The following is a 19,243-nucleotide window of genomic DNA, read 5'->3' as shown; positions in this document are numbered from 1 at the left end:
ATCGGTGCACTGCCTGAGTCCTTCACCGAGGCGTCGCTACCGCCGACCCGGTCGCCACGATTGCCCGTCGGCACGGTGCCACCCGTACCCAGATCGCCCTCGCCTGGTTGCTGCACCGCTCGCCCGCCATGCTGCCGATCCCCGGCACGTTCTGATGCACCTACCTGGAGGAGAACATCGCCGCCGCGAGCCTCTCGCTCACCGCCGACGACTTCGCCAACTCGGCGGTTGAACGCAGGCACACCGAGGCACTCACGCGCACACCGCTGGATGCGCGACGCGGTGTCGCAGGAGGACAGCTTCGTTGCGGCAGGCGGCAGCGGCCCGGCCGGCTACACGTTGGCGAGGCGTTCGTCGAGCTCGGATGCCCGATGGTGTCCCTCGAACTCGTGGCAGAGTCTTCGGGCCCGTCCGTACATCTCCCGCGCGGCGACCGGATCGTCGCGAGCCGCAAGCACATCGCCTAAGCCGGACAGCGGGCACACCATGTTGTAGCGGTGGCCGTCCTGCTCGAACAGCTCCAGCGATCGCCGGTAGTGCGTTTCCGCCTTGTCGAGCTGCCCCAGCCGCAGATGGACCAGGCCGAGACTGTCGAGCACGAACGCGGAGCCATGGTTGTCGGCGTAGGACAGTTGCAGCGCGAGCGCCCGGTTGAGCGGGTCCAGCGCGTCGGCGGGCCTGCCCAGGTCGGCCAGTGTGCAGCCGTAGGTGTTGAGGCTTCGCGCCTCGTCGGCGGCGTCGCCGTGCCGGGCGCACAGCGCCGCCTGGCGCCGTGCGTACTTCAGGGCCTCGGCGTGGCGGTCCGCACGCGACATGGCGTGGGCGATGCTCCCGTACGCGTGTGCCTCGGCGACGTGCAGGCCGGCATCGCGGTAGATCGAGGCGGCGTCCGCGCCGGCGGCCTCGGCCGCGTCAGGGTCGCCGAGGCACGCCTGGGCCCACGCGATCCCGTCAAGGGCCAGCCCTTCGGCCAGCCGGTTCCCGTGCCGCCGGGCTCCCGTCACGGCGAGGCGGTGCAGTGCGAGGCCGTCGCTCCAGCGTCCGGTGCGCTGCTGGAAGGCGCGAAGCCAGTGGGCGATGCGGGCGGGGTATGCGGCGAGATCGGGGTCCGACAACTGCGTCACCCGCGACACGCACGCCATGAGCGTGCGGTACTCGGCGGTGAACCACTCCATCGCCTGGTCCGTGCCGGTGAAGACCGCCACGACGGCGCCGGGCGCCGCTGGGTCGAGCGGTAGTGGCAAGCGGAACGCGTCGAGCTGCCCGGCGGCGGCCGCGGCGCTGTGCACGTAGTGCTCGAGCAGCCGGTGCAGGGCCGTGGACGTCGTGCCGGTGTGCGGCGTCCCGGCCAGCTCCGTGGCGTAGGCGCGCAGCAGGTCGTGCAAGGCGTAGCGACCCAAAACCGGCTCCATGAGCAGGCCGGCGTGGTTCAGCTCGGCCAGCATCCGTCGGGCCGCCGCCGCCGGGACCCCGGCCAGACTGGCCGCGGCGAGCAGGCCGATGTCCGGGCCCGGATGCCGGCCGAGGAGCCGGAACAGCCGCGCCACCTCCGGGCCGAGGTGCCGGTACGACCACGAGAACACCGATCGCACATCGGTCGCCGGGCTCTCACCGGCGAGGACGTCGAGCGCACCATCCTCGTCGCGGAGCTGCCCGGCGAGCATGGCCAGCGACGACCGCGGATTGGTAGCGGCGCGGGCAGCGACGATGCTGAGCGCGAGGGGGAGCTGCGCGCACCGGGAGACGATCTCCTCGACGGCGTCCGGCTCGGCGGCCACCCGGTCCTCGCCCAGCCGATTGGTCAGGAGCTGCCGCGCGTCGGCCCGATCTAGTACGTCGAGCGTCAGCGGTTGCGCGCCGTCGAGCGCGACGAGATCGGCCATGCGGTTGCGGCTGGTCACCAGGACCAGGCAGGACGGTGAGCCGGGCAGGAGCGCCCGCACCTGCTCGGCGTCCCGTCCGTTGTCGAGCACGACCAGCATGCGCCGCCCGGCTGTGTGGCTGCGGTACAACGCGGCCTGCTCGTCGAGGTCGGCGGGGATGCGCCAGGCGGGGACGCCGAGCGCGTCGAGGAACCCGCGTACCGCCTTCGCCGGTTCTGTGGGCGCCTCCTCCGGGTCGAAGCCCCGCAGGTTCACGTAGAGCTGACCATCGGGGAACTGATCGGCCCGCAGGTGGGCCCAGTGCAGGGCCAGGGCGGTCTTACCGACGCCGGCCGTGCCGGAGACCGCCGAGATGACGACCGCCGTCGGCTGTGCGTCCCCGTTGTCGAGGACCGCGTCGAGGCGGGCGAGTTGATCGACGCGTCCGGCAAAGCCGCGTACATCCAGCGGCAGCTGCGCGGGCGCCGGCAGCGGTGCCGGCGCCCGGCTCGGGGATGACCCGGTCGCTTCCGGGTCGAGCAGCGCCCATGCGGCGTCGTCGTCGGCTGCGAGCACGGCCTGGCGCATCGCCTGCAGCCCGGGCCCAGGCCCCACGCCGAGCTGCTCGGCCAGGACGCCGCGGGCCTGCTCATAGGTCTCGAGGGCGGCGGCCGAGTTGCCGGTGAACCACGACGCGGCCACGAGCAGCGACCAGCCGCTCTCGCGCAGCGGCTCGGCTAGGACGTGGCGCCGCAGCCCGGCGACCGTGTCGGTGTCCGCGCGCAGGCGCAGCTTCGCTCGGGCGAGCCGCTCCAGGACGGCCGGCCGGCGTTCACCCAGCTCGGCCCGGACCGCGTCCAGCACCGGCCCGGTCCGCAGGCCCTCGAAGGCGTGGCCGCGCCAGGTCGCCAGGGCGCGCTCCCACTGCTGCGCCGCGGTGACGGGATCACCCGCGCTCCAGGCGGTGTTGCCGCGCTCGGCATGGCTCAGGAATCGCTGCAGATCGACCGACTCGGGCCGTGTATGCAGCACGTATCCGACGGCACGACGCTCCAGCGTGCACCCGGTGTCAGCGAGGACCCGGCGCAGGCCGCTCAGGTAGGTGATCACGTTCGGGGTCGCGGAGCTGGGCGCGTGGTCGGGCCACAGTTCGTCCACCACCCGGCTCACCGGCACCGGCTGACCGGGGCGCACCAGCAGCAGGGCCAAGACGGTGCGCTGCTTGGGACCGCCAAGGTGAAGCGGGGTGCCGCCATAGAGCGCATCCACCGGTCCCAGTACCCGGAACTCGACGTCCATCGGCCTCCCCAGGTGTGGTTCGACGCTCATGTATACCCGATTTCAAAGCCGATCGTGGACCCGGCCGTGCTACCCGGACGCCGGCCTATCGGATTTCTATCGACGCCTGCCGTACGGTCCCGGCTCGGGCCCATCGACACGGTGGAGCCCGGCGGAGGCCAGCCCACCGGCCCGTGGAAGGGCCCTTCTGGCCGATGACCACGGAGCCGGCGCCCCGCACCACGGGACCCCGGGCGGCCGGTATCCGCCACCGAACCTCAGCGACATGCCACTGTGAGGAGTTGCTCATGACCGACCATTGCACGGGAAGCCGGCGAAGATGGCTACGGACCTTGCTGGTGCCGCTGGCCGCGTCACTCGCCATCGCCACGCTGTCGGCCACGCCGGCCTCGGCCGTGGAGCTGCTCATGGGGGCGCCCGCGAACGCGGCGCCGCCGGGCGGTGACGACACCGGCTGGGCGGGTCGCGGCACCGCCGGACACGTGGCGCCAGCGCCGCGTGGGCTGGCGGTGGTGGCTCCGCCGCGGGCGATCAACGGGCGGGACGTGTCCAGCCACGACCACAACGGTGGCAGGACGGTCGACTGGCCGGCGTGGCGGGCGGCCGGCGAGGAGTTCGGGTTCGTCAAGGCGACCGAGGGCACGACCTACACCAACCCGTACTTCAGTGGCGACTATCGCGCCGCGAAGTCCGCCGGCATGTACGTCGGGGCATATCACTTCGCCCGGCCGGACCTGGGCGATCCGGTCGGGCAGGCGAACCACTTCGCCGACCAGATGCAGTGGACCCGCGACGGCCGGACGCTGCCGCCGTTCCTGGATGCGGAGTGGCCGTACGACAAGGGGATACCGGACTGCTATGGCCTGTCGCAGGCCGCGATGCGGTCGTGGATCAGCTCGTTCCTGAGCCAGGTCGAGAGCCGGATCGGCACGACGCCGATGATCTACACGAACGTCAACTGGTGGAACCCGTGCACCGGCAACAGCGGCGCGTTCGCCCGGTACCCGCTGGACATCAGCAGCTGCCTGAGTGCGCCGCCGTCTGCGCCGGGCTGGGGCGGCAACTGGACGTTCTGGCAGTACGACATCCCGGACTGCCGGCGGGGCGCGACGCAGGACTTCGACGTGTTCAACGGCACCCTGGCCGACCTCGCCGCGCTGGCCGGTGGCGGCGTGACCCCGACGCCGGGTTCGCCGGCCGGGGCGTCGGTGGTGCATGACGGGTACACCAGCGAGTTCACCGTGAACGCGGCCGACGGGCATCTGCAGGAGACGTACCTGGCCCGCCTCGGCGGGGCATGGGGGACGCAGGACCTTTCGGCGTCGGCGGGCACGCCGGCGGTCGCGGGGCAGCCGGTGGCCGTGGTGCACGACGGGTACACGAGCGTGTACACGGTCGACGCTGGCAACGGGCATGTGCAGGAGACGTACCTGGCCCGCCTCGGCGGGGCATGGGTGACCCAGGACCTGGGGGCGGTGGCGGCGGCGCAGACGCCGGCGGTCGTGGTCCACGACGGGTACACCAGCGTGTTCACGGTGACGCCGGGCGGGCAGCTGCAGGAGACGTATCTGCCGGGGCTGGGCGCGGCGTGGACGACGCAGCCGCTACCGGCGGCCGGGAGCGCGCCGGGGCTGTCGGCGGTCGTGCACGACGGGTACACCAGCGTGTTCTCGGTCTCGACCGGCGGGCAGTTACGGGAGACGTTCCTGGCCCGGATGGGCGGGTCATGGGTGAGCGGGGATCTGGGCGCGGCTGCGGCCGCGCAGACGCCGGCCGTTGCGGTGCACGACGGCTACACCAGCGTCTACACGGTGACGTCGGCCGGGCAGCTGCAGGAGACCTTCCTGCCCCGGCTGGGGGCGGCGTGGACGACGCAGCCGCTGCCCGCGACCGGGGTGACACCGGCGTTGTCGGCGGTCGTGCACGACGGATACACCAGCGTCTTCTCGGTGACGTCGGGCGGCCACCTGTCCGAGACGTTCCTGGCCCGGCTCGGCGGCGCCTGGATCAGCCAGGACCTCACCACGGGGGCGGGGACGCCGAACGCGGTCGGCCGGCCCTCGGCGGTGGTTCACGACGGGTACGTCAGCGTCTTCACCGTCGGCGCGACCAGCGGGCACGTGTCCGAGACCTACCTGCCCCGCATCGGTGCGGCCTGGGCCAGCCACGACCTGACCAGCACCGCCGGCACTCCGGCCGCGCGGCCGTGAACCGGCGAGAGGGAGCGACGATGTTCATCACCAGGACAATTACCGCGGTAGCCGTCACCGTGCTGGTCGCGCTCGTCGCGCCGGGCGTGGCGTCGGCGGCACCGGCCGGTGGGCCGGAGGTGGCACGGCCGCAGGGCGTGAGCACCGATGGACGGGCGCTGCAGCCGGGCGGCGCGCCAGCCGCGCCGAGGACCGGGCTCGCGGCGGCCGATCCGGGGCCGCGGCTCACCCGCGCCGAGATGCTGACCCGCGCCCGGACGTGGGCCGACAACCCGGTGCCCTACAGCCGGGAGGTGTTCAAGAACGGGTATCGCACGGACTGCTCCGGATACGTGTCGATGGCCTGGCACACCGACCGCAACTACTGGACCGGCGACCTGGACACGATCGGCGTGTCCATCGGGTACGACGACCTGCGCCCCGGCGACATGCTGCTGTACCACAACCCCGAAAACCCGGTGAACGGCTCGCACGTGGTGCTGTTCGACCACTGGACCGGTGCGGTCGGCGGGGACTTCCTCATGTACGAGCAGACGAAGCCGTCGACGAAGCACCGCACCTGGTCTCAGGCGGGGTACAGCCGCAGCAAGTACAAGCCGTTCCGGTACGTCGGCGTCATCGAGGACGCGCCGGCGGGCGGCTCGACCGGTGGGCAGTCGGTCGTCCATGACGGCTACACCAGCGAGTTCACGGTGAACGCGGCCGATGGCCACCTGCAGGAGACCTTCCTGGCCCGCCTCGGCGGGGCGTGGGGGACGCAGGACCTGTCCGCGTCGGCCGGTACGCCGGCGGTCGCGGGGCAGCCGGTGGCCGTGGTACATGACGGCTACGTCAGCGTGTTCACCGTGAACGCGGGCAACGGCCACCTCCAGGAGACGTTCCTGGCCCGCCTCGGCGGGGCGTGGGTGACCCAGGACCTCGGGGCGCTCGCCGGGGCGCAGGCCCCATCGGTGATGGTGCACGACGGCTACGTCAGCGTCTTCACCGTGACGCCCGGCGGGCAGCTGCAGGAGACGTACCTGGCGAGGCTCGGCGCGGCGTGGGCGACGCAGTCGCTACCCGCGTCGGGGGTCTCGGCGAACAGCGCGGCGGTGCTGCACGACGGCTACGTCAGCGTCTTCACCGTCGGCACCGGCGGGCAGCTGCGGGAGACCTTCCTGGCCCGGCTCGGCGGCGCCTGGACCACCCAGGATCTGGGCGCGGCGGCGGCGGTGCAGGCCCCGGCGGCCGTGGTCCACGACGGCTACGTCAGCGTGTTCACGGTGACGTCCGCGGGGCAGGCGCAGGAGACGTACCTCGCCCGGCTGGGCACGGCGTGGGGGACGCAACCGCTGCCCGCGACCGGTGTCACTGCGGCGCCGGCCGCGGCGGGGCACGACGGGTACGTCAGTGTCTTCACTGTCGGCACCGGCGGGCAGCTACGGGAGACGTACCTGCCCCGGATGGGTGCGGCGTGGGTGACCCAGGACCTGGGCGCCGGGACGCCGAGCGCGGCCGGCCGGCCCGCGGCGGTGGTCCACGACGGCTACGTCAGCGTCTTCACCGTCGGCGCGACCGGCGGGCACGTGTCCGAGACCTACCTGCCCCGCATCGGTGCGGCCTGGGCCAGCCACGACCTGACCAGCACCGCCGGCACCCCCGCCGCGCGGCCGTGACCCGGCACTGACCGGAGCAACCGTGACCGTCCGGGTGGCCGTGCGACACCGGCCGCCCGGACGGCACGTGCAGTTCCGCCCCAGCCCGGCCGCGCGCTCCCGCCGGGCCCGGGCGTCGGCGGCGTCGCTGCGGGCAGCCGAGGTCCGGCACAGCTCGCGGATCTCCTCTCGGCCGGCGGCGCCGAGCCGGGCGGCGCTCGGCCGGGCAGCCGCCCCGACGATCAGCGCGTCGACGATCAGCATGCCGTAGCCGTGCTGGCGGGCCAGGTCCGGCGCGCGACCGGCGTGCTCGACGGCGGCGCCGGTCTCCCCCGCGCCGCGTGCCCCTCCGCCAGCCCGATCGGGGCCCGGCCAGCTCGTCCGCAGCGGAACCAGCAGGGCCGACCGGGTAGCGTCCTGGCGCTGCTGCCGGCCGCGCTTGTACCGCCCCTGGCCTTGCCCAGCAAGGCCGACCCGTCCGGAAACCTACCAGTGCCGGGTGGCCGCTCCGGAGTTGCGGGTGATGGCCTCCGAGCTGGTGTGGTGGAACACCGAGGAGACCGCGCCCCGGCCTGGCCCAATGAGCCGCAGCCAGATGTTGCGCTGGCTGAACGACGAGCGCCATGAGATCCGCTGGGTGCCGCGCGGGTACTCCAGGTGCAGGTGCGTCTGGACCGACACGTCCCGGTAGAGCAGCGACCCCGGCTGCACCAGGATCGTCTCGCCCGGGGCCAGGTCGCGCAGGAACGTGTTGCCCGGCGAGTGCAGCAGCAGGCCGGGGCTCTGCTGGGCGGTGAACAAGTCGCCGAACTGCCCCAGCGGGTAGTGGGTCTCGCGGTCGTCGCCGGTGCCGGTGTCGTACCAAACGCCGGTCGGCTGCCAGGTGTAGGTGATGTTCCCGGTGGCGGTGAGGAACCGGTGCTCGCGGGTCCACACGTGCCGGCCCGGCATCAGCGGCAGCGCGATGAGCTCGCCCGGCCGGTCGCCGGACAGCGCCAGCCGGCCCGGGCCGCGGGCCTCCACCATGATCAGCGGCAGGCCGGCAAGCATCCGGTTCCAGCCCCCGGCGAGCGAGGTGTTGCCCAGCTGCACGCCGGCGTCGCTCCACAGCAGCGCGTGGTGCGAGAAGTAGATCCACTCCTGGCCGGACAGCGCGAAGTCGGCGACCGGCACGTACTTGCCCTCGAGCTGCACCCGCGACTGCCCGAACTGGATGCGGGCCATGTCCTTGACCGGCGGCTGCTCGATCCATCCTGAGCGGGTCACGATCTGCCGCACGTCCAGCGCCACGCCGCAGCTCGGGCAGGACGGCCCGCTGGGCGGGTGGGACATGCGGCAGTACCGGCAGACGACGTACCCCTCGGTCATCGGGCCCTCATTCCGACAGTCCGGGCGCCTGGGCGCGCAGGAACGTGCGCCAACTGGTGTCGATCTCACGCGGCGCGGGGCCGGTCCTTGATCGGGCGAGGATGCGGCGGATGGTGCCGGCACCGATGCGATGGCCGAGGCCGACGAGTTCGCCTTGGATGCGGCGATGTCCCCAGCCGGGGTTCTCCTTGGCCAGGCGCAGGATCAGGTCACGCACGTCGTCGCTGATCGGTGGTCGTCCGGGGTCGGTTCGGGTAGGTCCAGTGCCGGCGGACCAGCCGGCGGTGCCAGGCCAGCAGAGTGGCCGGGGTGACGATCCGATGCGTCCACAGTTCCCGCGGCAGAGCCCGGACCAGCGCGGACAGCACCGCCCGTTCCGGCCACGACAGCCGCGGCCGACCGACCTGCCGTCGCAACACGGCCACCTCGTGGCGCAGCACCAGCAACTCGGCGACCAGCGTGGACTCGCTCCGCGTGGCCTGCGGCAACCAGCCGAACACCCGCACCGCACTCAGGTACAGCAGCCGAACAAACACGCCTACCATCCTGCGCCACTGTCGCGAAACAGCAGCTCACACCATGTGCGACGAGTTTTGGCACGGTACAGGGCCTCGTTGTACCAGGCCACGAAGTCGGTCATGAACGCGCGGGCGTGGGCCAGGCCGGCGAACCGGTCGGGGAACACCGGGGCGTACTTGAGTGTCTTGAACCACGCCTCGCTGTAGGCATTGTCGGTACTTTAACCGGCCAACACCAGAAACCCGGCCCGTTAGCCGGTTAATGCCAACGACAATCCGTTTTCCGAGGCCCAGTTCAAGTCGTTGAAGTACCGCCCAGCCTTCCCCGGCCGGTGCGGCTCACTCGCCGACGCCCGCGCGTTCTGTCACACGTTCTTCAACCACTACAACCACGTCCACCGGCACAAGGCCCTCGGCCTGCACACCCCGGCCTCGGTGCACTACGGCACCGCCGCCGACATCCGCGCCAACCGCCAGGTCGTCCTCGACGCCGCCCACGCCCGCAACCCCGAACGATTCAGCAAACCACCCACCCCATCCCTACTGCCCGTCGCGGCGTGGATCAACCCGCCAACACCGGCCCCTCAGATACAGACCGCATAACCAGCCCGTGTCTCACTTGACAGCTTCCGATTTTCGAGCGATGGACCGACGCAACCATGAGCAAGTACGTCAGGTACGAACAGTCCGGCGACGGCGGCACCCACCACCGGGCCATCCCGTACCCGTACTTCGGCGGCTACCAGATGAGCCCGTACCGGTTCTCGAACTAGCGAGCCGATGTCGCCGGCTCAGGCGTTGCGCGGCTGGATTCGTCTCGATACACGCGTTACCGCCACGCTCCGTCGAACGGCGCTATTACTCTACCCGCACCACTCACTTGCTCGAAGGTTCATTTTGAACAATTTCCATCTATAAATGTCCATCTAGATCCGATAGTGTCCTCGCCGGACATACGCCTACGAGGGGATCGGATATGTCAAAGATCAGAGGGGTGGTCGCACTGATGGGTGCGATCGCCCTGTCGGTGGTGGTGCCGGACATGCCCGCACACGCGGCAGACGCTACGACCATCCGTGGCGGCGCGGTATCGGTATACACGCCGGTCGGCTTGTCGGCTCGCGGCGCCGTAACGTCCGGCTCCGTGTCGTCCGGTGATCTGGACTTCACCATCCAGAACTGTGGCGGGCGTTACGAGGAGTTCAAGGTCTTCAGCGACCGCTCGGTACAGCACCGCTGGCAGATCGCGGTCAACGGTGAATACAGTCGGTGGGACCCGCTCAACGGTCAGGTGCTGTACAGCGAAATCAGCGGCTTCGTGAACGACTGCCGGATCGAGATCTTCGGTGTCGGCCTCGACATGCAGATGTACACCACCTTTCAGTACCTCAACAGCGGCGCTACCCCGCCGGGAGGGACCGCCTGGCCGACTAGCTGGGCCAGCCTCGCTGGAGGGTTTCATGGCGGACCGACCAGCCGGCTCTGGTACACCGGCAGTACCTACCTCTACGGTGTCTGCGCGACAGGTCTTGACTACCAACGGTGGTGCAATCACCACACCCAGCCCTATGGCTCCCCTTGGACCGGTTGGTACCTCGATGCGTAGGTATGCCCCGTTCCCATACGCACCCGCTGCACTTGTCAACCGGAACCACGCCGTCCACGCCATGTGGTGAACAATCCAGCCGCCACGCCTGTCACTGCTGCGAGCGCAGCCGGCCCGGTGGCCAGAAACAGGACGCTGCACAACGCGAGCAGAGACAGAAGCGCGATCAGATCAAGCAGTCGCTCTCTCGGTGTCCGCGGCCGCGGCAAAGTCCCCGCTCGTGGCCAGTGAAAGTCCCCACCTCGCAGGGGATTAGTTGATCTTTGGGGTCCTTCGGGGCCGAGACATGCGGCGCCAACCAGTACGTCTGCAGGCCCCGAAGGACCCCCCGCGGGCATGGCCTCCACATGATCGGTTGCTCGCTGGCTGCTCGGATGTTCGCTACCTGGCACGGACGGAGCCGTACGGCTCAGGAACTTGCCCGTTCCATCCAAAGTGGGCATCGGCATTTGCGGAGACCCGAGCCCGCTGACCAGCACGGACGTAGTCGGACTACTTCGGAGGTGCCGAGTCCTTCACGGACTTTTGGTTGCTATGCTTGAACTTGAGCGAGTTTATCGTCCACTTCGGACTTTTAATCCGTTGGTCAGGCGAGTGAGGTCGGCGGTGTGGCCTCGTCCTTGCATTGCGCGGAATCCAGATCCCGGCTGCGCGCAGACGCCCCAAGGCACCGAAGATCCCGCCGCGGTTTCCGCTATCGTCCCCAGCACGCCCGCCCGGGGTCGCTCCATGCCGGGGGCCGCGAGGTACGCGCCACTTGCCTCCCCGCGTGCGTGGCGTGGGTCATGCCTACCGGTGGCCATGGGACTACGTGTATTGGCCACACCTCCGCAAGGCGCGGGTGTCCTCCGGTCCTTGCGATCGTACGGGGCCGATCACCGGTTCCCGCCCGAAGATCATCTTGTCGATGAGCCCATCCAGAGCGTCGCCCGTTGTCATGAGCTGGACGGCTGTGTTACCCGCTGCTCGACGGTCAGTTGAGACAATCGTCGAGCGCCGTCGAACGGGTGGGATGTTCTGTGTGCCCCCGGCAGGATTCGAACCTGCGCCCGCGGCGATATTGTAATCCGACCGTTGCCTGCGTTCATCCGGTGTCGGCTGATGCCGGCCCGTGACGCATTCTGCAGATCACACGAACGTCTATTGTAGATATGAAACAAGCCATGATCGCTGAGTATGTGCCCAGGTCATGGCTTGCGTAATGTTGTACGCCGCGTAGGACTTGAACCTACAACCCGCAGATTAAGAGCTTGATCTTCGGCGACTCGTTGCTGCTGCACGTCCAATCGGTGCCCGATTTGACCGCTATAAGGGTATAAGCGGCTCGCGCGTTGGGCGTTCGGTTCCGGCGCGTGTTACCTAGTCCCGGCGCGATGGAGCGCCCGCGGAGCACCCGCTGAACCGCCGTCACCACGCCGACCGTCGATGGTGCTGCTCCGCGGTGTCCACGACCAGGTCGGTGAAGTCGATACGGTCCAGCTCGACCGGTTGCGTACCGCGTCGTCGGTCAGGTGAAGCAGCGAAACCCGGCGCGTGATCCGGGCCGCGTGCCTCGTCATCGCCGGCGTGTGGCCGGCACACCATCAGTGCGGTGCTCGGGAAGCCGATCGGCACGCCGGCGCAACTCGTCGGCGTCGTGGCCCACGAGTTGGTCCCGATCCGCGAACGCGGTTATGACGCTGGCCCTGCTGAGCTCGTCGAACAGGTCGAACCCGATTGACGACTTCCAGCCGCGGACGAGCCGAGGAGGCACAGAAATGGGTCGTGTCGCCACGCGCCGCCACGACGATCTCGACTGGGTTCAGGCACGATCGGCGGCATGACAGTGACTACCGTGATGCTGGGGGCCGCGTGGGGCCTGTGGCACGTGCCGCTGTACTTCCTCAACGGAACCGGACAGCACGACGAGGGGCTGTTCACCCAGCAGGGTGCGGTGTTCTTCCTGGGGCTCTTTCCGCTGACCTGCCTGATGTTGTTCGTCGCCGAGCGCCTCCGCGGTGGTGTGCCCGCGGCGATTCTGCTGCACGCGGCCTGGAATCTCACTGACGCACTCGTGCGGCCCCTGGGCGTTGGCGGTACGTGGCTGAAGCTCGTCCTCCTTGCCGGCGCGGCAGAAGCGGTCGGCGTCTCTTGGCAACGAACAGAGCGATGAGCCGCCCTGCGGCGAGTCGACCGTCGCGCACGACTCTGCTGCGGCAGGTTGCGCAGATCGGCCGCGGTCGCATGAGCCGAGATGTCGATGGGTGACTCCTCCATTCGTCGTGCTGGCATGACCTTCACCGAGGAGCATGGCATGACGACCGAGGGCCCAATGACGCCGGAGGCAGCGGCACTCCGGCATTTCCTCGACGTTCAACGGACCAGCGCACTCGCCATCATCGACGGCCTGACCGAGGAGCAGTTGCGTACGCCGGTCCTGCCGTCAGGGTGGACGCCGCTCGGGCTGATCGAGCATCTGGGGCATGCCGAGCGGCACTGGTTCCAGGAGGTGGCTTGCGGAACAGCGGTGGATTTGCCGTGGCCCGATGAGGGACGGCCTCACGTCTTCAGCACCAGCCATCCGGCCGCAGAGGTACTCGCCTTCTACCGCGAGCAGTGCGAACGTGGCAACGCCGTCCTGGCGACCATGCCACTGGACGCCCAGCCTGTCGGGCGGCACGGCGGCTGGCTCGACGCGGAGGTCACCGACCTACGTCGCATCGCGCTCCACGTACTCGAGGAAACCGCTCGCCATGTCGGACATCTCGACGCCGCGCGGGAGCTTCTCGACGGACGCACTGGACTCGGATCCCGGTAGGTCAAGCCTGTCGCCGCCACTGCAGGCGGGCGCCCGCGGCGCGGGTCGTCACCGTGTCGAGCGGGCCGCGATCCGGGTTGTGCCCAACATCGCGGTCGGTGGCAACCCCTGCGACCTCAGTTTCGGCGCGAAGGGATCGTGGGCTAGTCGTCAGTCCCCGCATGAGCGAGCCAAGCACCGCTGCGAGCACGAATCCGCCGTCGCGGAGCGCCGCCGAGCCCCCGACGGCGCGGGCGCTCTCATCCGGGCGCAGCACCACGTCGTGGCCCTGGAAACCGCGGTCCTCGAGAGGTTCTCGGACGCCAGGCCGTGCAAGCACAAGACCCGACGGCGCCCACCGGCGCCGCGACGGCCGAGGCCGCCCGGCTGCGTGGCCTGTCGGGCGACCGAACCGGCCGCCGGGTGGTTATTGACATGTCGACCTACGCCGCCGCAGCTGCCCGCCTCGCCCGCCCCACACCGCTAGGCAGTGTCTTCAAAGGATCACGGGTCAGGCATGATCTGGGTCCGTTGCATTGATCGATGCCCTGCTCAGGCAGGCTTGAACGGTGAAGCACTCGAACCGCCGGCGCCCAGTCCAGCTACCGCGGTCAGCGTTCGCCGGGTTCCGGTTCCCGCCTGACATCATCGTGGTCGCCGTCCGGCTCTGCTTGCGCTACAACCTGTCGTACCGCGACGTCGAGGAACTGCTGCTCGAGCGTGGTGGCGAGGTCGACCATGTCACGGTCTTCCGGTGGGTGCAGCGCTTCACGCCGCTGCTGGCCGACGCAGCCAGATTCGGCCGGCATGCGCCTGGCGACAGGTGGTGCACCGATGAGACCTATGTCAAGGTCAACGGCGTCTGGCGGTACGTGTACCGCGCCGTCGATCAGGATGGCCAGGTCATCGACGTGCTCGTCTCCGCCCGCCGCGACGCCGCGGCGGCACGACGGTTCTTCCGCCGGGCGATGGCCACGTTGAAGGTGTGTCCCACCGAGGTGATCACCGACGCTGCGCCGGTGTACCCGGCGGTGCTCGATGAGCTGGTCCCGTCGGCGTGGCACCACGTCGAACGCCACGCCAACAACCGGGTGGAAGCCGACCATAGCCAGCTCAAGCACCGGCTCAGACCGATGCGCGGGCTACAGACCGACCGGACCGCGCAGACGATCATCGCAGGACACGCCTTCATGCAGAACCTCCGCCGCGGACACTACGAACTCGGCATCGACGCCCCACGCGGACTCCGCGTCGTAGCGGCGTTCACCGAACTCGCCACCGCCATCTGAAACCGGTCGGCACTCGCGTCAACGCGCCCTCCGATCGGCAAATGCAACGGCGCCCCTGGGTCGGCGGCGATGCGGTAGGCGTCGAGCGGACGGTCGCTCGGTCAGCCCCACGTATCGGGCGCATCGACGACAAAGGCCGGCGGGCCGGTCCGGGCGGCGACTGGCTCGGCCGCGTTGGCGGAGAGGACGTCCTCGACGCACGCACGCGGGGGCCGAAATCCGCATCAGCAGGTCGGCCTCCGGGAGCCTCTCGATCGAGCGGCGGCTCCCGCGCTGTGTACGGGTTGTGGGCGAAGACCTCAGGGGCTCTGAGGCATGGCGTTGCAGAGTGAGGTCAGGGTGGTTTCCCAGGCGCTGTCCGAGACGGCCGAGTAGTTGACTACCAGGGCGTCAGGTGAGGATGACCTGGGCAGCGATTCGTGGCGGAAGTCGGAGAGAGAGCTGATCTGCAGGCCGTGGCGACTGGCGGACGCCAGGACCGCGGGTTCGGTGTGCGATGGGAGCTGGAGTACTGCCTGGAGGCCGGCCGGGGTGTCGGCGACCCGCACGTCGGGGGCGTTGCGGGCCAAGGCGGCGATCAGGTGGTCGCGGCGGCGGCGGTAGGTCTGGCGGCGGGTGCGTACGTGGCGGTCGAAGGCGCCTGAGACGATGAAGTCGGCGAGGGTCAGTTGTTCGAGCACGCTGACCGTCTCGACGTGTCCCTTGGCGGCCGCGACCTCCGGCAGGAGGTGGCCGGGCACTACCATCCAGGCCACGCGGAGGGCCGGTGCCAGTGACTTGCTGGCCGTGCCGAAATAGACGACGCGGTCCGGGTCGAGGCCCTGCATGGCGCCGACGGGCTTGCGGTCGTAGCGGAACTCGCCGTCGTAATCGTCCTCCAGGATCAGGGCGCCGGTGGTACGGGACCAGTCGAGGACGGCCGCCCGGCGTTCCGGAGACAGGACAGCTCCGGTGGGGAACTGGTGGGCGGGGGTCAGCAGGGCGGCGCCGACGCCTTTCAAGGCGACCAGCTCGTCGACTCGCGCGCCTTGGTCGTCGACCGAGAGCGGTGGGATGGTCAGGCCGGCGTCGCGCAGAAGCGCACGGTACAGATCCAGGCCGTAGGCCTCGACGGCCACCGATCGGGTACCGCGTGCTTTGAGCGCCTGGGCGATCAGTGTCAGGCCGTGGTGAAAGCCGGAGCAGATGACGATGCTCTTCGGGTCGGCCGACACGCCGCGGACACGGGCGAGGTAGCCGGCCAGAGCGATGCGCAGTTCCATCCGGCCGAGGGGATCGCCGTACCCGAAGGCCTCGTGCGGCGCCGTGCTCAGCACCCGGCGGGCGGCGGCGAGCCAGGCGGTGCGCGGGAACTCTGCGAAGTCTGCGGCGCCGGGCATCAAACCCTGCGTCGGCCGGGGCCGCTTCGGTGCGGCCGCGACGGGCGTACGGCGTAGTTCGGCCCGCCGGGCGACCCGGGTGCCGGAGCCTTGCCGCGCGGTAAGCCATCCCTCCGCGACCAGTTCAGCGTAGGTCTCCGTCACGGTGCTCCGGGAGACGCCGAGGTCGGTGGCAAGCGTGCGCGACGCGGGCAGGCGCGTCCCCGGCGCCAATCGTCCCGAGCGAACCGCCTCGCGCAGGGCGTCGGACAGCCCCGACCGTAGTCCGCTGCCGGTCAGCTCCAGGTAGAGGTCGACGCCGGCTTCAGCGAGCGAATTGGTCTGCGATTTTCCCACAGAAATGGATTCTACTACCAAACCATTTGCTTCCTAGCGTGGAAGGTACAACGTCGGATCTAGGAGTTCCCATGTCGTCCCATCGGATTTCCCCCGGTCTGGCCCTGGCAGGTGCCGCGCTCGCGTTCAACAGCCTCTATCTCGCCGCGGGCGCCCTGACCCCGCTGCTGGTGGTCTACCGAAAAGCGTGGAGTTTCCCGCCGGTACTGCTCACGGTGGCCTTCGCGGTCTATGCGATCGGGTTCCTCGCCGCCGCCCTCACCCTGGGGTCACTCTCCGACCACCTGGGCCGGCGGCCGGTGCTGCTCGGCGCCCTGGTCGTGCAGCTCGCGTCAAACCTGATGTTCCTCTTCGCCCCCGGCATCGGCTGGGTGATCGCGGGCCGGGTCGTGCAGGGGGTGGCCAGCGGTGCGGCGACCGCAGCGTTCACCGCGGTCCTCGTCGAGCTCGCGCCGGCCCAGCGGAAAGGTCTCGGCCCGCTCCTCGGCAGTGTCGGGCTCACCGGAGGCCTGGCCGCGGGTTCCCTGCTCGCCGGCCTGGGCATCCAGCTCACGCCACACGCCAACACCATCGTGTTCGTTGCGCTCATCGCGTTGACCATCGTCGGCGGCATCGCCATCCTCTTGTCGCCGGAGACGATCGGCCGCGGGCCCGGTGCGCTCGGCTCGATGATCCCCAATGTCGCCGTCCCTCCCAGGGCCCGCACGGAGTTCCTCGCCGCCGCACCGGTGGTCGCCGCGGTCTGGATGCTCGCCGGGCTCTCCGGAGGCCTGGCCCCGAGCATGGTTCAGAGCGTCTTCCACCGCGACAGCGGCCTGCTTGACGGGCTCGCCGGGTTCATCGCGCCGGCGGTCTCGGTGGTCGTCGGCCTGTCGTTCGCCAACGTCCGCGCGCGTACGGCGATGACCGCCGGCATCATCGCGTCCATCATCGGTCCGGTCGGCATCGCCGTCGGCGCCGCGGCCGGCAGCCTCGCCACGATGTTCGCCGGGCAGGCGATCGCCGGCCTCGGGTTCGGTGCGGCCTTCACGGCCGCCTTGGGCCTGATCGTCCCGCTCGCCGACCCGGACCAGCGCGCGGGAGCCGTCGCCGGGATCTATGTCGTCTCGTACCTCGGACTCGGGGCGCCCGTGGTGATCGCCGGAGCGCTCACCAACGTTCTCGGTGTCGTTGCGACCGTCGGCGGGTACAGCGCCGTGGTCGTGCTCCTCGCCCTGATCAGCCTTACCGCACAACGACGCCTCAAGCGGCGTACCCACCGGGAAGAAAGCAAGGTAGACACATGCCCTCCACCCACCACCAGCGCGTATTCCTCGCCGGAGCGTCCGGCGTGATCGGACTGCGACTGATCCCCCTGCTCGTCAAGGCCGGCTATGTCGTCGGCGGCATGACCCGCTCGGCCGGCAAGGCCGAGCAGCTGCGCGAACTCGGCGCCGAACCGATCGTCTGCGACGTCTTCGACCGAGACGCCCTGATGGAGGCCGTTCGGGACTTCGCACCCCACGTGATCCTCAACGAGCTGACCGATCTGCCGGACGACGTGGCAAGCATCGGCATCCACGCGCAGCGGAACGCCCGCATCCGTACGGAAGGAAACCAGAATCTGATCGACGCCGCACGGCAGAGTGGATCACCCCGGATTCTGGCCCAGACCGTGGCATGGCAGCTACCTGAAGGCCCCGACGCCCAAGCAGTGCTGGAGCTGGAGCGCTCCGTGCTCGCCGAGGGCGGTGTCGTGCTGAGCTATGGCCAGTTCTATGGGCCCGGTACCTATAACGAGGATCAAACGCCAGCGGATCCGCGAGTCCAGATCGACCGCGCTGCCGAGCGGACCGTCGAGCTGCTGGACGCGCCGTCGGGCGTTATCGTCATCACCGACTGAGAGCTGCCGGGCCGGGTTCCCCGGCCCGGCTCGGGTGATCGTAGAACCGTCCTGTGGCGCCAGCCGTCATCTTGTGACGGCTCGCAACGGTGACCGGTAACTTTTGTCCGTAGCGGTGATCCTTTTCCGGCTTCCGCTGGAGCAAGATCCACCGGTGATCATCGCCCGTCGCCTTCTCGTTGTCGTCGCTGCCGCCGCGCTGTCGGGCTGCGGCAGCAGCAGTACCCCCACCAGTGCGCCCGCAGCCGCGCCGTCCGTCCCAGCGACGACCGCTTCGAGCCCATCACCGTCCCCGACCGTGGCGAAGATGGACGCCAAAGCCGCCGCCGACGCGCTTGCCGCCGCTGGGCTGCCTGTCACCAACGTCGCGGCGCAGGACGAAAACACCGACCCGAACAACCTCCTCGGCAGGCCCGGCGGCTACCTGTCCCGGGCATCGTTCGACGTGCCCGGCGGTGACAAGGACGCCGAACCGTACGACATCGATCACGGCGGGGTGGTCGAAGTCTTCGCCGACGCGAGTGCGGCACAGGCCCGGTCGAAGTACATCCAGGACGCCCAGAAGTCGATGCAGATACTCGGCACCGAATACCACTACCTGAACGGGTCTGTTCTGGTCCGGATCACCGGAAAGGTGAAGCCGTCAGTGGCCAAGCCATTCGAGGCGGCCGTCGCCGGATTGAAGGTGGTGTAGCGGTCGACACCGCCGCGACGGGCGGCCACCAAACCCGGACCTGGCCGCCCACACCACTTGAGGAATCGCTGGGTGAGGTAGGACGGGTGCAGTGGCTGGCCGTCGACGCGGGTGAACACGTAGCCGGTGCCCTGCCAGGCTCTGTCTGCGGCGAGTCGTTCGAGGCGTTGCCGACGGGCGTGCTCGCGGAGGGCTTGGACGGTATGCCGGTCCAGGGCGATGACGCGGCGGCTGGCGGCGCTCTTCGGCGGCCCGATGAGGATCTTGTAGCCGACGCAGGTGAGTTGCTGGGCGATGGTCATCGTGCCGTGTTCGAGGTCGACGTCGCACCAGCGCAGCCCAGCCACTTCGCCGCGGCGTAGCCCGCGCAGGGCGATGAGCCACCACATC

At 69.9% G+C, this 19,243-nt stretch carries 17 protein-coding genes and 2 pseudogenes; 12 read left to right on the top strand and 7 right to left on the bottom strand.

From position 1 onward, the window contains the following. Positions 1 to 332: 332 nt before the first annotated feature. Entirely contained in the window at positions 333 to 3,071 is a 2,739-nt protein-coding gene (locus ACPPVO_RS53990) for a BTAD domain-containing putative transcriptional regulator (protein ID WP_426507280.1), read from the bottom strand. Positions 3,072 to 3,499: 428 nt separating this feature from the next. On the opposite strand from ACPPVO_RS53990, the gene ACPPVO_RS53985 reads away from it, so the two are divergent. The 3 genes from ACPPVO_RS53985 to ACPPVO_RS53975 are packed head-to-tail and all read left to right on the top strand — an operon-like array spanning position 3,500 to position 7,276. Further along, on the top strand, positions 3,500 to 5,371 hold the full coding sequence (locus ACPPVO_RS53985) for a GH25 family lysozyme (RefSeq protein ID WP_426514867.1): 1,872 nt from the start codon (positions 3,500 to 3,502) through the stop codon (positions 5,369 to 5,371). 20 nt (positions 5,372 to 5,391) lie between these two features. After that, positions 5,392 to 7,026, top strand: coding sequence for a hypothetical protein (locus ACPPVO_RS53980; RefSeq protein WP_426507278.1), 1,635 nt, complete (start codon positions 5,392 to 5,394; stop codon positions 7,024 to 7,026). A gap of 22 nt (positions 7,027 to 7,048) precedes the next feature. Beyond that, the gene (locus ACPPVO_RS53975) at positions 7,049 to 7,276 is read left to right on the top strand and encodes a hypothetical protein (protein ID WP_426507276.1); all 228 of its coding nucleotides are present in this window, start codon (positions 7,049 to 7,051) and stop codon (positions 7,274 to 7,276) included. 215 nt (positions 7,277 to 7,491) lie between these two features. On the opposite strand, the gene ACPPVO_RS53970 is transcribed toward ACPPVO_RS53975, so the two are convergent. The 4 genes and pseudogenes from ACPPVO_RS53970 to ACPPVO_RS53955 all read right to left on the bottom strand — a co-directional run. Beyond that, positions 7,492 to 8,373 (bottom strand): AIM24 family protein, encoded by an 882-nt coding sequence (locus ACPPVO_RS53970; protein ID WP_426507275.1) that lies wholly within the window; start codon positions 8,371 to 8,373, stop codon positions 7,492 to 7,494. A gap of 7 nt (positions 8,374 to 8,380) precedes the next feature. After that, the gene (locus ACPPVO_RS53965; RefSeq protein ID WP_426507273.1) at positions 8,381 to 8,590 is read right to left on the bottom strand and encodes a hypothetical protein; all 210 of its coding nucleotides are present in this window, start codon (positions 8,588 to 8,590) and stop codon (positions 8,381 to 8,383) included. Beyond that, positions 8,583 to 8,909: a hypothetical protein gene (locus ACPPVO_RS53960; protein WP_426507271.1), complete on the bottom strand. Its 327-nt coding sequence runs from the start codon at positions 8,907 to 8,909 to the stop codon at positions 8,583 to 8,585. The genes ACPPVO_RS53965 and ACPPVO_RS53960 overlap by 8 nt, the downstream gene beginning before the upstream one ends. Positions 8,910 to 8,986: 77 nt before the next feature. Continuing rightward, a pseudogene (locus ACPPVO_RS53955) lies at positions 8,987 to 9,112 on the bottom strand (integrase core domain-containing protein); the annotation flags it as partial. 34 nt (positions 9,113 to 9,146) lie between these two features. On the opposite strand from ACPPVO_RS53955, the pseudogene ACPPVO_RS53950 reads away from it, so the two are divergent. The 6 genes and pseudogenes from ACPPVO_RS53950 to ACPPVO_RS53925 form a co-directional block, all read left to right on the top strand. Beyond that, positions 9,147 to 9,494, top strand: a pseudogene (locus ACPPVO_RS53950) (integrase core domain-containing protein); the annotation flags it as partial. Positions 9,495 to 9,867: 373 nt separating this feature from the next. Continuing rightward, positions 9,868 to 10,497: a hypothetical protein gene (locus tag ACPPVO_RS53945; RefSeq protein ID WP_426507269.1), complete on the top strand. Its 630-nt coding sequence runs from the start codon at positions 9,868 to 9,870 to the stop codon at positions 10,495 to 10,497. Between the two features lie 1,591 nt (positions 10,498 to 12,088). Further along, a complete protein-coding gene (locus tag ACPPVO_RS53940) occupies positions 12,089 to 12,217 on the top strand; it encodes a hypothetical protein (protein ID WP_426507267.1) in 129 nt (42 codons plus the stop codon). A gap of 99 nt (positions 12,218 to 12,316) precedes the next feature. After that, positions 12,317 to 12,649 (top strand): CPBP family glutamic-type intramembrane protease, encoded by a 333-nt coding sequence (locus ACPPVO_RS53935; RefSeq protein ID WP_426507262.1) that lies wholly within the window; start codon positions 12,317 to 12,319, stop codon positions 12,647 to 12,649. A gap of 117 nt (positions 12,650 to 12,766) precedes the next feature. Beyond that, the gene (locus ACPPVO_RS53930) at positions 12,767 to 13,294 is read left to right on the top strand and encodes a DinB family protein (protein ID WP_426507260.1); all 528 of its coding nucleotides are present in this window, start codon (positions 12,767 to 12,769) and stop codon (positions 13,292 to 13,294) included. Between the two features lie 548 nt (positions 13,295 to 13,842). Continuing rightward, a complete protein-coding gene (locus ACPPVO_RS53925; RefSeq protein WP_426507258.1) occupies positions 13,843 to 14,562 on the top strand; it encodes an IS6 family transposase in 720 nt (239 codons plus the stop codon). 299 nt (positions 14,563 to 14,861) lie between these two features. Here ACPPVO_RS53925 and ACPPVO_RS53920 read toward each other — a convergent pair whose 3' ends face one another. Continuing rightward, positions 14,862 to 16,277 (bottom strand): PLP-dependent aminotransferase family protein, encoded by a 1,416-nt coding sequence (locus ACPPVO_RS53920; protein ID WP_426507256.1) that lies wholly within the window; start codon positions 16,275 to 16,277, stop codon positions 14,862 to 14,864. A 71-nt stretch (positions 16,278 to 16,348) separates the two neighbouring features. Here ACPPVO_RS53920 and ACPPVO_RS53915 point away from each other — a divergent pair, with 71 nt between their 5' ends. The 3 genes from ACPPVO_RS53915 to ACPPVO_RS53905 all read left to right on the top strand — a co-directional run bounded on the left by ACPPVO_RS53915 (position 16,349) and on the right by ACPPVO_RS53905 (position 18,853). Continuing rightward, positions 16,349 to 17,611 (top strand): MFS transporter, encoded by a 1,263-nt coding sequence (locus ACPPVO_RS53915; protein ID WP_426507254.1) that lies wholly within the window; start codon positions 16,349 to 16,351, stop codon positions 17,609 to 17,611. Beyond that, entirely contained in the window at positions 17,560 to 18,159 is a 600-nt protein-coding gene (locus ACPPVO_RS53910; RefSeq protein ID WP_426507252.1) for an SDR family oxidoreductase, read from the top strand. The genes ACPPVO_RS53915 and ACPPVO_RS53910 overlap by 52 nt, the downstream gene beginning before the upstream one ends. Before the next feature lie 154 nt (positions 18,160 to 18,313). Further along, positions 18,314 to 18,853 carry a hypothetical protein gene (locus ACPPVO_RS53905; protein ID WP_426507250.1) on the top strand — a complete coding sequence of 180 codons (540 nt, stop codon included), beginning with the start codon at positions 18,314 to 18,316 and terminating at the stop codon, positions 18,851 to 18,853. Here the strand turns inward: ACPPVO_RS53905 and ACPPVO_RS53900 are convergent. After that, entirely contained in the window at positions 18,754 to 19,242 is a 489-nt protein-coding gene (locus ACPPVO_RS53900) for a tyrosine-type recombinase/integrase (RefSeq protein WP_426507248.1), read from the bottom strand. The two genes, ACPPVO_RS53905 and ACPPVO_RS53900, sit on opposite strands and share 100 nt — an antisense overlap. Position 19,243: the final 1 nt, after the last annotated feature.

The organism is Dactylosporangium sp. McL0621, from assembly GCF_049995355.1.
GTDB lineage: Bacteria > Actinomycetota > Actinomycetes > Mycobacteriales > Micromonosporaceae > Dactylosporangium.
Note: the sequence above shows the minus strand (reverse complement) of the source record. Positions and strands in the feature narration are given on the sequence as shown.